Annotated in this window: 15 protein-coding genes; 7 read left to right on the top strand and 8 right to left on the bottom strand. The window is 52.5% G+C overall.

Features of this window, described 5'->3' with window-relative positions; all coding sequences use genetic code 11:
* Window positions 1–69 precede the first annotated feature (69 nt).
* Together QZH36_RS03365 and QZH36_RS03360 are read left to right on the top strand one after the other, a co-directional pair.
* Window positions 70–687, top strand: a complete 618-nt coding sequence (locus QZH36_RS03365; RefSeq protein WP_253454419.1) for a glutathione S-transferase family protein — start codon at window positions 70–72, stop codon at window positions 685–687.
* A 2-nt stretch (window positions 688–689) separates the two neighbouring features.
* The gene (locus tag QZH36_RS03360; RefSeq protein ID WP_301729651.1) at window positions 690–1,565 is read left to right on the top strand and encodes a pyridoxamine 5'-phosphate oxidase family protein; all 876 of its coding nucleotides are present in this window, start codon (window positions 690–692) and stop codon (window positions 1,563–1,565) included.
* Between the two features lie 33 nt (window positions 1,566–1,598).
* Here the strand turns inward: QZH36_RS03360 and dtpA are convergent, their stop codons facing one another.
* Entirely contained in the window at window positions 1,599–3,062 is a 1,464-nt protein-coding gene (dtpA, locus tag QZH36_RS03355; RefSeq protein WP_253454417.1) for a dipeptide/tripeptide permease DtpA, read from the bottom strand.
* 606 nt (window positions 3,063–3,668) lie between these two features.
* Here dtpA and QZH36_RS03350 point away from each other — a divergent pair.
* Complete coding sequence (locus tag QZH36_RS03350; RefSeq protein WP_301253243.1) at window positions 3,669–5,120, top strand: flagellin N-terminal helical domain-containing protein; 1,452 nt, start codon at window positions 3,669–3,671, stop codon at window positions 5,118–5,120.
* Window positions 5,121–5,222: 102 nt separating this feature from the next.
* Here QZH36_RS03350 and QZH36_RS03345 read toward each other — a convergent pair whose 3' ends face one another.
* Window positions 5,223–5,603, bottom strand: a complete 381-nt coding sequence (locus QZH36_RS03345) for a winged helix-turn-helix transcriptional regulator (protein ID WP_301253244.1) — start codon at window positions 5,601–5,603, stop codon at window positions 5,223–5,225.
* A gap of 99 nt (window positions 5,604–5,702) precedes the next feature.
* Here QZH36_RS03345 and QZH36_RS03340 point away from each other — a divergent pair, with 99 nt between their 5' ends.
* Complete coding sequence (locus QZH36_RS03340; RefSeq protein WP_301253246.1) at window positions 5,703–6,434, top strand: SDR family NAD(P)-dependent oxidoreductase; 732 nt, start codon at window positions 5,703–5,705, stop codon at window positions 6,432–6,434.
* 179 nt (window positions 6,435–6,613) lie between these two features.
* On the opposite strand, the gene QZH36_RS03335 is transcribed toward QZH36_RS03340, so the two are convergent.
* Window positions 6,614–7,228 carry a TetR/AcrR family transcriptional regulator gene (locus QZH36_RS03335; RefSeq protein ID WP_253454413.1) on the bottom strand — a complete coding sequence of 205 codons (615 nt, stop codon included), beginning with the start codon at window positions 7,226–7,228 and terminating at the stop codon, window positions 6,614–6,616.
* Between the two features lie 49 nt (window positions 7,229–7,277).
* Between QZH36_RS03335 and QZH36_RS03330 the strand changes: the two genes are divergently transcribed.
* Entirely contained in the window at window positions 7,278–8,117 is an 840-nt protein-coding gene (locus QZH36_RS03330) for an N-acyl homoserine lactonase family protein (RefSeq protein ID WP_301729650.1), read from the top strand.
* Window positions 8,118–8,306: 189 nt separating this feature from the next.
* Here QZH36_RS03330 and QZH36_RS03325 read toward each other — a convergent pair whose 3' ends face one another.
* The 4 genes from QZH36_RS03325 to QZH36_RS03310 all read right to left on the bottom strand — a co-directional run bounded on the left by QZH36_RS03325 (window position 8,307) and on the right by QZH36_RS03310 (window position 10,380).
* Window positions 8,307–8,810, bottom strand: a complete 504-nt coding sequence (locus QZH36_RS03325; RefSeq protein WP_301729649.1) for a GrpB family protein — start codon at window positions 8,808–8,810, stop codon at window positions 8,307–8,309.
* 31 nt (window positions 8,811–8,841) lie between these two features.
* Window positions 8,842–9,210, bottom strand: a complete 369-nt coding sequence (locus QZH36_RS03320) for a nuclear transport factor 2 family protein (protein WP_253454393.1) — start codon at window positions 9,208–9,210, stop codon at window positions 8,842–8,844.
* 389 nt (window positions 9,211–9,599) lie between these two features.
* Window positions 9,600–9,872 (bottom strand): hypothetical protein, encoded by a 273-nt coding sequence (locus tag QZH36_RS03315; RefSeq protein WP_301729648.1) that lies wholly within the window; start codon window positions 9,870–9,872, stop codon window positions 9,600–9,602.
* The gene (locus QZH36_RS03310; RefSeq protein WP_301729647.1) at window positions 9,850–10,380 is read right to left on the bottom strand and encodes a DUF2778 domain-containing protein; all 531 of its coding nucleotides are present in this window, start codon (window positions 10,378–10,380) and stop codon (window positions 9,850–9,852) included. Before QZH36_RS03310 ends, QZH36_RS03315 begins: the two co-directional genes overlap by 23 nt.
* A 500-nt stretch (window positions 10,381–10,880) precedes the next feature.
* Here QZH36_RS03310 and QZH36_RS03305 point away from each other — a divergent pair, with 500 nt between their 5' ends.
* Window positions 10,881–11,192 (top strand): hypothetical protein, encoded by a 312-nt coding sequence (locus QZH36_RS03305; protein ID WP_024966939.1) that lies wholly within the window; start codon window positions 10,881–10,883, stop codon window positions 11,190–11,192.
* Between the two features lie 140 nt (window positions 11,193–11,332).
* Complete coding sequence (locus QZH36_RS03300) at window positions 11,333–11,665, top strand: VOC family protein (protein ID WP_445235114.1); 333 nt, start codon at window positions 11,333–11,335, stop codon at window positions 11,663–11,665.
* Window positions 11,666–11,680: 15 nt separating this feature from the next.
* On the opposite strand, the gene QZH36_RS03295 is transcribed toward QZH36_RS03300, so the two are convergent.
* Window positions 11,681–12,828, bottom strand: a protein-coding gene (locus QZH36_RS03295) for an IS3 family transposase (protein ID WP_445235113.1) whose coding sequence is annotated in 2 segments (ribosomal slippage) — window positions 11,681–12,555 and window positions 12,555–12,828 — 1,149 coding nt in all. Because the reading frame shifts where the segments join, the coding sequence is not laid out codon by codon here.
* Window positions 12,829–13,104 lie beyond the last annotated feature (276 nt).

Here is a 13,104-nt window from a genome sequence, read left to right as displayed (position 1 = left end):
AATTGCTATCTTTGCCGGTTTACGCCGTTTTCAGCAAGAGTATGCTGGAAAAAACAGAGGAGAAACGTCATGACTACCTTAACGCTTTATGGAACGGAACTTTCGGGGCACGTGCATCGCGTCCGGCTGCTGCTGGCTATGCTGAACCTGCCGACCACCCTGAAAGAGGCTGGTGCCGATGTCAGAAAAAGCGCCGCTTTTCTGGCGCTGAATCCGCTGGGACAGGTGCCGGTGCTGGTGGATGGCGAGCACGTCATTACCGACAGCAACGCGATACTGATCTGGCTGGTAAAACGCTATGCGCCGGACAGCCAGTGGCTGCCGCAGGATCTGCATCAGCAAGCCCAGGTGCAGCAATGGCTGGGCAAGGCCGCAGGCGAAATTCGCTACGGGGTTGCCTCGGCGCGGCTGATTAAACAGTTCGGCACGCCAGAGAATTATGACTCGGCAGTGGCGACAGCGCGTAAATTTTTACCGCAGATGGAGGCGCATTTAGGCGGCAAAAGCTGGCTGGTGGGCGACAGCGCGACGCTTGCCGATTTGGCCTGCTATGCCTACGTCGCCTGCGCGCCGGAAGGCGGCATTTCGCTGCGCGACTATCCGGCTATTCGCCAATGGCTGCAAAACGTTGAGGCGCTGCCGGGATTTATTGCGCTGCCGCCGCTGCCGCATCCACAGGAAGCGTAACTATGTTCCACTCCGGCGAACGTCTGGCGCAGCAAAAGGCGGGCTTTAGCCCCGAAAGCGCCGCCATCTATACGGCAATGCCGCAACAGCACCAGCTGTTTTACGCCGGGCTGAGCCAGTTTTATTTCAGCACGATCGATGCCGCTGGCTATCCGGTTGCGGCCGTTTTGCAGGGCGAGCCGGGATTTGTGCAGGCAACGGATGAGAACCATCTGCGCATAGCCACCGCTTCCTTAAGGACTTTTCCCGGCCTGCCGGCTTTAAGACCCGGCATGACGGCGGGCGGCCTGGGCCTCAATTTTTCCAACCGGCGGCGCAATCGGGTCAACGGCACGATCGCCAGCGTTACGCCAGATTTTGTGACGCTCGCCGTGCAGGAAAGCTTTGGCAACTGCCCAAAATATATTCAGCGGCGGATCTTGCCTGAGCACCAGCCGCTGCGACAGCCGGAGCGGGAGCCGCTGGCCGCGCTGGATGCCGATGCGCGCTACCTGATCGCCGCCGCGGATACCTGCTTTATCGCCAGCCGCGCGCCGCAGCAGGGCGCGGATATTTCCCATCGCGGCGGGCCGCCGGGTTTTATCGGGATGACGCAGGGGAAGCTGGCGATCGTTGACTACGCGGGCAACCGTTATATGAATACGCTGGGGAATCTGCTGCTGGCGCCTCGCTGCGCGCTGCTGATTATGGATTTTCATCAGGGCGCGGCGCTGCATATTCAGGGAACGGCGGAGCTTGTCTGGCCACAAAAGGAGGGGGAAGAACGTTGCCTGCTGATCGCGCCGGAAAAAATAGTACGTTTTCGCCAGCTGCTGCCCGCCGCCGGGCTGGCGGTGGAGTTTGCCGCCTCAACGTTGGCCGTCAATAAAAAAGGGTGACGTGGCGTCACCCTTTTCAGCACTAAGTCGATATCAGTTCTGCGTCATGCGGTTCAGTTTAGGCGCGGTCAGCATCATCAGAACAGCAATAACGCCGGTCACGATACCGATCTGCAAAAAGACGTCGCCATAAACGTGCAGCGACTGCAGCGGATCGGTGATGTTTTCCGGCACCGCCATCATGTTGGCAACTTTACCGGCCACCATGGCAGCGCCTGCCGTGGTCAGGAACCAGGAGCCCATAATAAAGCCCATCAGACGCTGCGGCACCAGCTGGGCGACCATCGCCAGGCCCAGCCCGGAGATCATCAGCTCGCCCACGCTTTGCAGCGCATAGCTCAGGATCAGCCAGCCCACCGACACGATACCCAGATCGTTGGCGAATTTCGCGCCCAGCGGCAGCACGAGGAAAGCGATGGAGCAAAGCACCATGCCCAGCGCAAACTTGTGCGGCATCGGCAGGCGGTCGCCCATCTTGTTATAGATTGCCGCCAGCAGCGGGCTGAAAATCATGATCCAGAAAGGATTCAGCGCCTGGTACTGCTCGGGCTGGAAGGTCAGGCCCAGGATGCTGTGCTCGACGTTGCGGATGGCGAAGAAGTTCAGCGAGGTAGGCATCTGCATATAGAGCACGAAGAACACGATGGCTTCCACCATCAGCAGAAACGCGACGATCATCTTGCGGCGCGGCGCGCCCTGTAAGGCAAAAGTTTCTTTAGCGAACAGCAGCACGATGCCGATAGCGACCACTGCCAGCAGCAGACGCGCGACGCCCTGATTGTGCAGCATCCAGGTTGCAATGACGATCAGCACCGCGATACCGACTATCGTTGCCAGCAGCTTGCCTACCTGCAACGGCTGGAAGTCAGGCTTAGAACCATGATCTTTCACCCAGCGGCGGCAAATCATAAAGTTCACCAGGGTGATCAGCATGCCGACAAAAGAGAGTGAGAAGGCGACGTTCCAGCCATAGTGCGCGGCCAGCCAGGGCGTGGCCAGCATGGAGAAAAAGGAGCCGATATTGATCGCCATGTAATACATGGTGAAGGCGCCGTCCAGGCGGGGATCGTCTTTTTCATAACAGGTAGAGAGTAGCGAAGAGGGGTTCGCTTTAAACAGGCCGTTACCGACGGCAATCGTCGCCATGCCGATATAGACCATGCTGACGTCATGGCCTGACCAGGCCACCAGCGCATAGCCCAGCGCCAGCACCAGCGTGCCCAGCACGATAACGCGTTTGGTGCCGAGCACCTTATCGCCCAGCCAGCCGCCAACGGCTATCAGGCCGTAGACCAGCGCGCTGAAAGAGGCGAACAGCGTAATAGACTGCTCTTCGGACATGCCCAGCATCTTGACGAGATAAACCGCCATGATGCCCTGTAGGCCGTAGTAACCAAATCGTTCCCAGAGCTCAATCGAAAAAATTAAATAAAAGGATCGGGGCTGTTTAAACGCGTTGAGACTGGTGTTCTCAGGATGTTTGTTTGCAGTTGACACGGATACCTCTGGAGTCAATCGCCTGATTTGAAGCGAAAATTAAGTCGGTTTTCATCAGGACGGGCTTTAGCCGCATAGTTATAAATTCGGAAAATCGGCGGTTAATTTCGCCGATTGCGTGCTGTCAGGCAAGCCTTTTTTCAAATAAGGTCAAGCGCAGTTTTATTAGTGTTTATTACATTTGAAAAGCCCGTGTCTGCTATAAACTGTTTTTTTTACATAAATGTTAAACATATTGCTCTGTATCAAGGTTAAGGGTTGCGCAAAAAGCCCTATTAATAACCTGTCTGTAACAGCTGGATATTTCTCTTACCGCAGCAAACTTAAGCAATATTATGCGTGGTTTATGCACGCCATTTCACAAAAAATAGAGGATTATCACGTTTCTGCCGTCATCTGGCGCGACTCAACGAGCTAAAACGGCGCAGTTAAGTGCATCATAAGTTATTAATGAGTGAAAAATAACTTATCCAATCGTGCGCCATGTTGGCCTCTGGCGCGGAAAGGCGGGATTTATTTGGGTTGTGTAAAGATTAATCGTGCCGTCTAAAGCCGTCCTGGCCGCAGCCGATAACTTCACTACCTCAATAATTGTGCAGAGTGATAATGTTAACGATTTACAACAATGAAACTGCGCTGGCCACGGGCAATGCCCGAGCGGCGAACAGCTCGCTGCTGGCGCAATCTATTGAGCGGCTTTCCTCTGGTTTGCGCATTAATGGCGCGCGCGACGACGCGGCGGGGCAGGCTATCGCCAACCGTATGCAGGCGAACGTCAACGCCGACAGCGCGGTAACACGCGGCCTTAACGACGCTATCAGCTACGCGCAGACGGCGGAAAGCGCGCTGGGCAACATCGGCGATATGCTGATCAAGGCAAAAAGCCTTGCGGTACGCGCGGCCAACGGCACTATGTCAGTGTCCGACCGCCAGAGCTATAACGCGGAATATCAACAGCTGCTGGCAAGCATCAACGGCATCGCCAGCGGCACGGAAATTTTTGGGCAGTTTCCTCTGGCGACCGATAAGCCAGAGCTGCCGCCGGTGCTGTTGGGCAACGTTGCGCCTATCGGCACTAAATTCCCGATAGCCGGACAGAACTACTCCTTTAACTCCGGCGTGATTTCGCTGGCGTATATTCCGGCCGGCACCACGAATATTTCTATTACCGTTGATTCCTTGAGCATGGATGACGATGTGCAGCTGTTCACGCGCGACGGCAAGCATCTGGCCGGCACGCCGATCGAAGGCGGCACGCCCGACTTTACGTGGGCCAGTAAAGGCGTCACCGATGCCGCCTCCGCGACCAGCAAGCTGATGAGCGTCAGCAACGGTTTCAGCAGCGGCGCCAGCTACGACGCTTCAGGTCTGAATGAAGGCGGCCCGGCGTGGGCGTTGAACGGCAGCGAAACCTCCAGCTATAACGGGATGAGCATCACCTATAGCGGCGACGGCGATCGCTATGAAGATGCGGCCACGGGCGCGGCGAACGACGGCACGGTAACCAGCAATACCCTGGAACGGGTCAGCATTGATAACGTCAGCGAAGATCTTATCGTGGTGGTGGTGGGCAACGGTTCGTTTAACAGCAACCTGACGTGGGGCTCGTTGCCGCAGCCGACCGCCACGCCAGCGGTGCCGCCGAAACAGAGCCAGCCTTTAGAGGTGATCACCAGCGCCAACTATGGTCAGCCGATCCAGTCGGATACCCTGGGGCCGACGCCGTCCGATACCAAAACGCTGGGTCTGGACAACACCAGCCTGCTGACCGATGGTGCCATTCGTACGGCGATGGGCGCGCTGGATGCGGCATTGAACAAAGTCAGCAGCTACCGTTCCGATTATGGCTCGAAGATCAACCGTTACGAGTCCAACAAATCGGTGCTGTCACAGCAGAGTATCGCGACGCAGGCGGCACAGAGCCGCATTCAGGACGCCGACTACGCGCAGGAAGCCAGCAAGCTGGCTATGGCGCAGATCAAAGAGCAGGGGCAAAATGCGGTCACGAAGATGGCCAACCAGCAGGCGCAAAACGTGCTGACGCTGCTGCGCGATTAATTCTTCGTAACAGAAAGCAGCGGATGCTTCCGCCTCCTTAAAGCCTGCAACAACCCGAAAGGCCAGGCGGCTCATCGCAAGGTTACCCAACGTTTCGCTGATTCAGCAAAGTTTTTCCGCATGTTTAGCGTCATATATCAACTGAGCCTGTGCCATTTCAGGGCCATATTTTAGCGCCCATTCGTACAGCGCATTAAAAGGGTCCTGGAGCGACTGCGCGAGTGCGGTAAGACTGTACTCCACGCTCACCGGCGAACCAGACAGTACCTTTCGATGAACCAGTCCATTGCGCTCAAGCCGCTTAAGCGCATCAGCCAAAGCCTTGTGCGTAATGCCGTCCAGTCGGCGGCGCAGTTCATTAAAGCGCACGGGTTCACTACAAAGCACGGTAAGAATTAAAATCGACCATTTATTGGTTATATTCTCAAGAACCGGGCGGGTTTTTCCTATTTCTTTCAGGTCATTACAGTCAGTCTGATTCATAGCGATATACTCCGGAATACCTGGTATAAACAAAGTGCGTAATTGTTATTAAGTATAAAAATTATATCATCTGTTTTCCATCCTGACAGGAGTGAGCAGATGAGTAGGTTAAATAATAAAGTTGCCCTGATACTCGGCGGTGCCAAAGGCATTGGTCTTGCTATCAGCCAGCGATTTGCCAGTGAAGGGGCAACAACCTGGTTCACCTCGCGCCGCAACGAGGAATTAGCAGCAGCCAGCCACACCATAGCCGGCGATGGCAGGCCGCTACGTGCCGATGTCAGTCAGATAAGCGAACTAACGCGTATAGCTGAGCTGATTAAGACGGAGTCCGGCCAGATAGATGTGCTGGTGATCAATGCCGGCATGTCGACATATTCGACCCTTGATGAAGTCACCCCAGCGCATTTTGATACTACTTTCGGTTTGAACGTGCGCTCACCGCTGTTTGCTCTCCAGGCCGCACTTCCCCTGATGAAAGCGGGCGCCAGCGTGGTATTGATAGGTTCTGTCGCCGATGTCCTTGGCACACAGGGATATGGCGTATACGGCGCCAGTAAGGCGGCGCTTCGTTCTTTTGCCCGCACATGGACACGTGAACTCTCCGAGCGGGGCATTCGCATTAATGTTGTCGCCCCCGGCCCTGTTGATACGGAGATGATGCAGGCAGCCTCTGAAGAGCTACGCAACGGGATAATCAGCGCCATTCCTTTAGCAAGAATGGGCAGGCCTGAAGAAGTTGCCAATGCAGCATTATTCCTCGCGAGTGACGAAAGCAGCTATATAGCCGGAGCGGAAATTTGTGTGGATGGTGGGCTGACACAAGTTTGAGCGAGGTAGTTTAAGTTTCACGCACCCTGAGAACCTGTGTCCGCTTCTCACATTGAACCTCCGGCAGGACAACCGGCGGCCAGGCGTGAGAAGGGGGCCTGCATCCGATCTCATAAAGCGTTTTTTAAGAAAGTACAACCAGGGATCCCTTCAGGATGGAGCATTAATCAATACCGGTTTCATGACATCTGCTTTAAAATTCGGGTGACATTTGCAGCCAGATATTCCTCGTCTACAGGCTCTTGAGTAATCAAAATTCTGAACCATACAGGTGCAATAAGCGTTTCAAGTATGGCTCTGCGTTGCCCCTCAAAGCCAGCCTCACCGCGCCGGATTGCCCGTTCGAACATCATCTCTGCCTGCTGAAACCTCTGCTCCCATACGTCCCGAATTGCAGATCCAACCAATTCGTCGCCTGACGAAGTGGCATCGATCGCGCCTTGTATCATTTTCCTGCCCTCTGATGAAGAAAGCATACTGGTTATCATCTTTAAGAATTCGTACAAATCAAGATGCAGGCTGCCGCTGTCTGGAATGGAGACCATGCTTTCAGCTGTACTTCTGAACACATCGGCAATCAACCTTGTTCTGTCAGGCCATCGGCGATAGACCGTGGAGGCGTTTACTCCGGCAATATGTGCCACTTTACGGTGCGTTAAGGCATTCGCCCCTTCTTGCATGAGTATCTGTCGGGCAGCCTGTAATACAGCCTCTCTGACTTTCGCACTGCGCCCACCCGTTCTCTCTTTTACTGCGTCGAGTGAACCTTTTTCCTCAGGTATTGCTCTCATCATGATTAAAGCCTAAGATTTATTGCAACACTTGTTGCTTTAAGAGGGTGACATGAAAATACATTGCCTGCAAACCGGAGATGTCCAGATTAAAAGCCGGCATCAACTGGCACGTTACGAGGCTCGTCCTGCCCGTGTAGTCGATGTCCTGACAGACAAAGACTGGAGTCCTCGTCTTCCGATCGGATGCTGGCTGATTGAACATCCGGAAGGGCTTATCTTAGTAGATACGGGCGAAAGCTCACACGCAAACGATCCCGGATATCAACCCTGGTGGCACCCATTTATGCAGAGGTGCGAGAGAAGATGGGTCAAACCTGAAGAAGAAGTGAATACAGGAATTCAGGCACTTGGATTCAATCTGCGGGAGATAAGATGGGTGATAATGACGCATATGCACGGCGATCACGCAGGAGGAATCGGGCACTTTCCTGACAGTGAGATAATCCTGAGCAAAAAAGAGGCGCATGACGCCCTTGCATGGAGTGGGCCAGTGCAGGGTTTCCTTAACATGCATTATCCCAAATGGCTTAAACCGACCATCACTACACATGATGACGGGCCGTTCGAGAGTTTTGACAGAAGCATGGTAGTAACGAAAGACGGCGCAGTAAGAATTGTTCCAACCCCGGGACATACTCTTGGGCACCAGTCAGTCGTGGTAGATACAGGCACTCACTATGTGTTGATCGCAGGGGATGCTGCGTATCAGGAAAGCTATATGCTGGAAGGCCGCATTGATGGTGTTGCAGTTAATGCAAAGTTACATCACGACTCAACCCGCAGAATGCGTGAACTCTGTAAACGTAAACCAACCATTACTCAGTTCGCCCATGATTGTGATAGTGCAAAACGCCTTGAACAGAAAATATTCACTATTGTCAGCGACTAGTTGATGTCTCGTGTGGCTCAGTATCAAAAATGCAGATGTCTCATGAGCACGTCCGCTTCTGGCACAAAGCGGATTAACTTCAGATTAATGTCTGCTATGAGCGAACAGCAGACGTTGACTGATGACTACTCAGTGAATTCATCGTTATTGAACATACCCTCCCGGCAACGAACTCAATCTCAATCGTTCTCAGACAGCTAGCGCTAGTTGTTGATGACGCTCTATAAATTTCGCTTTGAGGGCGCTATAGCGATGAGCATCGTTCCTGCTGAGTAATACAGCTGCGTGTTTTATCTCAGCATACTCTTCTGCAATGTCGTTGTTTCTTCGAAGATAATCACGGAAAGCAAGATGTCTCAATACCTGCATATCTCCGACTGCAAACGCATGGACTTGATGACTACGCTGATCACCACCTTTAATGAAATATCTGCGCCCCGCAATCCCGTTCTCACCGCGAGCAACATACCCGGCGTGGGCCATTGCTGAATGGTACTTATCCAGTTCATTGATGTCGGAAACTTCAAGTAGCATATCAATTACGGGCTTTGCTGAGAGACCAGGAACTGACGTGCTTCCAATATGATGGATATCCTTAGCCATTCCACCGAGCAATGTTTTTATCAGTAAACTTTCAGCTTCAAACATCTCAGGCCATCTATCATCGTATGGCACAACAATAATCTTCCGCATAAACACATTCTCTCTGTCCTAAGTGTGCAACTCAACCCTGAACCCCGGCATTGCCTGCAGCTGGCGTTCCCTGGTGAAAAAACAGGGTCCACTGGCCCTCATCCGAACAAATCCAGCAAGAGGAACGTAATGCATGATGGCTGCCATCAGCGTAAAACGTCCGATAGCGAAGCAGAGCGTAACCGCAGCCCATCTCCGTAAGACGGAAATCGCTGCTGAGAATATACGGTGCAGCCTTTTCACTTAGAAGCGACGCAATGGTCTCTGACCGGTCGACCGTCACACCTGACCGGGTGATTTCACGGAATTCAGGATGAAGAATCAGTTCCAGCCACTCCGGATCATTGCGCCTGTCGCCGTGAAGGCTGCACTCAAGCAATCTGAGCTTCTCCAGAAGCATTCTGCTTATCCTCAAGTGATTAAGCCGGACGTTCAAATTTACCATAACAGTTCATGCGCTACTTCCGCTTCTGGCACAGAGCAGTCAATCCAGTTGGCTGTCAGATCCGCTACAAGCAAAGAGCGGACGCATCCCGTTCACATCCCGACGATGCACCTTACTTGCTGACAATCTGCAAAACCACCGGATTGAACATAACATCCGGCTTGCGAACCTGTTGTTGCGTTGATTTTTCATACAGAACTGCAGGAAAGGATAAAAAAGCACCCCGTATGGGGTGCTGAAAAGAACTTTCTTATGAACTGCCGTAACGCGCCTGGTGTTGTTGATCCTGTTATCGGCCTGATATCAGAAACCAACAGAGCGCCCCGGCTTTTACTGCAATCAGCCTATCCACGCTTTACTTTTTTAACTGCCGCTTTTACCAGCCAGTACATGGCCAGAGCGTAAAACGCGATAACAGTCATAAGAGAAAAAAACGTCACCGGATCCGTACCGGCTTCATATACGTCATCCTGGTAACCGCTGAAAATTTGGTAAGAATGTTCAACGAGCCACGCCGTCAGCGGATAGAGCGGCATCCCGTAACGTGACACCATAAAGGCCACAATAAAACAGACGAAAAACCCCGCTGTTTTTTTAACGAATTTTGCAGTTTGCAAAGTTACTTTCTCCCTGAACCTCAACGTAGCCGTATGCCATCAAGCCGTTTCGCGAACCCGGCACGCGAACTTTTTTTCTCCGGAGCAGCGCATGCCTTACCGTGTAGAAATCAGCGCGCCGCACGAAGGTGATGCACCCTTCACTTTCTCCGGAGCCGTCCGGCCGAAGGGGATGCAGGCGAAAGCCGCCGCGGGCAACGCCGTTGATCAGGATGGAATCATTCATCGTTTCCGAATTAAAGAGCGCAAACCACTCTGAATGATTTGAACTGTTCCAGGTGTCGACGGCCCATCCTCTGATCCGGTTCGCGATACTGCCTTCAGGGCGCGGAACGATCCAGTAGCGCCCGACCGGAATGGCGCTGTTAGGCCTGTACGTACAGTTTGGATCGTTGGTATAAGGCTTCTGGCCGGAAAAGACTGGAAAGGTCCCCACGCCGTAAACGTGCAGCTTTGCCTCGCCGCCGCCCTTGGTCAGATCGTCGTAGGTCATTCTCATTAATTGCATTAAACGCTCCCTGTAAGTTATCAGGCATGCCAGTAAACCGGGCGATGCTATCACTCCTGCAGAGTGAAGTTAACGGGTAGGCTGGCGCCCGACGGTCAAATCTCTTCCATACCTGCCGGTCACCTGAATTTACCATAACATCTGGGTGATGCACTTGATGAAAAAGCGTGTTCCGTTATGCTGGAACCTCTGATAACCCTCAATCAAGGATGACGCTGTGCCTCATCAGGATCAGATACAGAAATCCATTCAGGAAGCCAATGAAAAGGAACGTCACCTCTGGCGTCGTACCCGTTGGCTGCTCAAAGGGCTGCAAGTCGTCGTCATTCTTTACCTGTTGTATCCCATTACAGTGTGGATATTCCGGGCTCTCTGAGTAATGCAGTAATCCGATGCACCTTCTTCAGACACCCTGTATTTACCATAACATCTGATCACGAATCCCACCTCTTTCCATCCCATGTTATGGTTAAACCCTTCCACAACATGAGGATAGACACATGATTGTCAGAACATGGCACGGATGCGTACCGTTTAAGTATGCAGAAGGCTTTGCAAGCCATCTGCAAAAGACCGGTGTTGAACATTCAGAGAGGACACCAGGAAATCTGGGAGCATATGTACGCAGAGAGACACAGGGTGAATGGGAACATTTCTTCCTGGCAACTTACTGGAAAGATCTTGAGGCAGTGAAAGCATTTGCAGGCGAACAGTACCAGATTGCAGTCACCTATCCAGACGACGAGCAATTTGAGCTGCTATCTGATCCTTACGTCTTCCAGCACAATGTTCAAGCTGTATCCCCTTTGTAGTAATTTGCTGGCCGCAGCCATGAGGCGGCCTCCTCCTCATCTGAATCTGCTACCAGGTCGAATTGAACATACCATCCCGGCCACGAACCCCGCACAAGCCATCTGGTGTATGCTGCGTCAGTCAAAAAAGGATGAAAAAAATGACTGACATGAAAGAACCCTACTGGAACCGCATGGTTCCCGAGCTGACCGTAACAGATCTTCCCGCTTCCCTTAGCTTCTATACCGATGTGCTTGGCTTCAGCGTCATGATCAGGCGCACAGAGCCGGAGTTTGCCTATATCAACCTTGGCGAAGCGCAACTGATGCTTGAGCAGTATCATCCAGGAGGGTGGAATACGGCAGAACTCACCAGACCGCTGGGACGCGGCGTAAATTTCCAGATAGAAGTGGACGATATTGAACAGATATTCGCCCGTATAAATGCGCATAGCGTAACGCTGTATCGGGGTCTCAGCGATAACCATTACTGAATCGCCACGGATAATCTAGACACTTCCGAGCCGTTGATAATACTGGTTTTCATATTCTATCGGTGACATTTGATCGCTAGAACCATGCCGACGCTTACTGTTATAAAACATTTCGATGTAATCAAAAATATCGCTGCGGGCTTCTTCCCGCGTTCCGTAGATCTTTTTCTTTATCCGTTCGCGTTTCAACAACTGGAAAAAGCTTTCTGCAACCGCATTATCATGGCAGTTACCGCGACGGCTCATGCTGCCCTCCAGGCCGTGTGATTTCAGGAACGACTGCCACTCATGGCTTGTGTACTGACTGCCCTGATCCGAATGAACCAGCACCTGTTTTTGGGGATTACGCCGCCATACAGCCATCAGCAGTGCGTTCAGGACAATGTCCTTTGTCATCCGGGATTGCATGGACCAGCCGATAATTTTGCGTGAGAACAGATCAACAACCACGGCAAGATACAGCCAGCCTTCGTGGGTCCTGATGTAGGTTATGTCCGTTACCCAACGCTCATCCGGAGCATCCGGATTGAACTGTCGCTGGAGCCTGTTGGGCGACACGATACTGGCCTCGCCTTTACGTGCCCGCGGGCTCCGGTATCCGACCTGAGCCTTTATCCCGACACGTTTCATCAGTCGCCAGACTCTGTTCACTCCGCACTGTTGCCCGCTGTCCCGCAGATCCAAATGGATCTTGCGATAACCATAGACGCATCCCGATTCCAGCCAGAACTGTTTAATCTGTCCTGTCAGTCCCAGGTCTGCCTGATGGCGTTGTGAATGCGGCTGCTGAAGCCAGGCGTAAAAACCACTGGGATGAACATCCAGCACCCGACAGAGCAGGCGAACAGGCCAGCAACAGGTGTTGTCACGGATAAAGGCGTACCTCAGTCAGACAGCTTTGCGAAGTACGCCGCGGCTTTTTTTAATATGTCCCGTTCGTCGGTAACCCGCTTCAGCTCTTTCTGGAGACGGCGGATCTCGGCCTGAGCATCTGACTGTTCTTTATTAGTGGAAGAATCCGGACCGTACTTCTTTATCCATGCGTAAAGGCTGTGGGTAGTGATATCGAGACGTGTTGCAACGCTGGAAACAGAATGGCCACGATCGACAACCTGTTTGACTGCTTCAATTTTAAACTCTTCTGGATAACGCTTACCGCTCATGGGCACCTCTCTTTCAGCCATCTTAAATGACTCTGAGGTGTCTGTTAAACCCGTGGCGATTCAGTACCACCCTACAGAATGGCTTCAGACTATGCTTTTGTCGGCGTGCATAAGATGTATGGTTGCTGAGAATGCGGTTGTGAAGAACAACAGCATTCACAAAGTATTGAGTGACGCAAACCAGCAGGCTAATCCGAAATGTGTTTCTGAGCTGCTTAATGCACATAAAACAGAGTGAATAACGTTTGTGGACATATATAGTCAAAGCAACGGGGC

The sequence above is a fragment of the Erwinia wuhanensis genome, assembly GCF_030484085.1.
In the GTDB taxonomy this organism is placed as follows: Bacteria; Pseudomonadota; Gammaproteobacteria; order Enterobacterales; family Enterobacteriaceae; genus Erwinia; species Erwinia aeris.
This window is presented reverse-complemented; position numbering and strand designations above follow the sequence as displayed.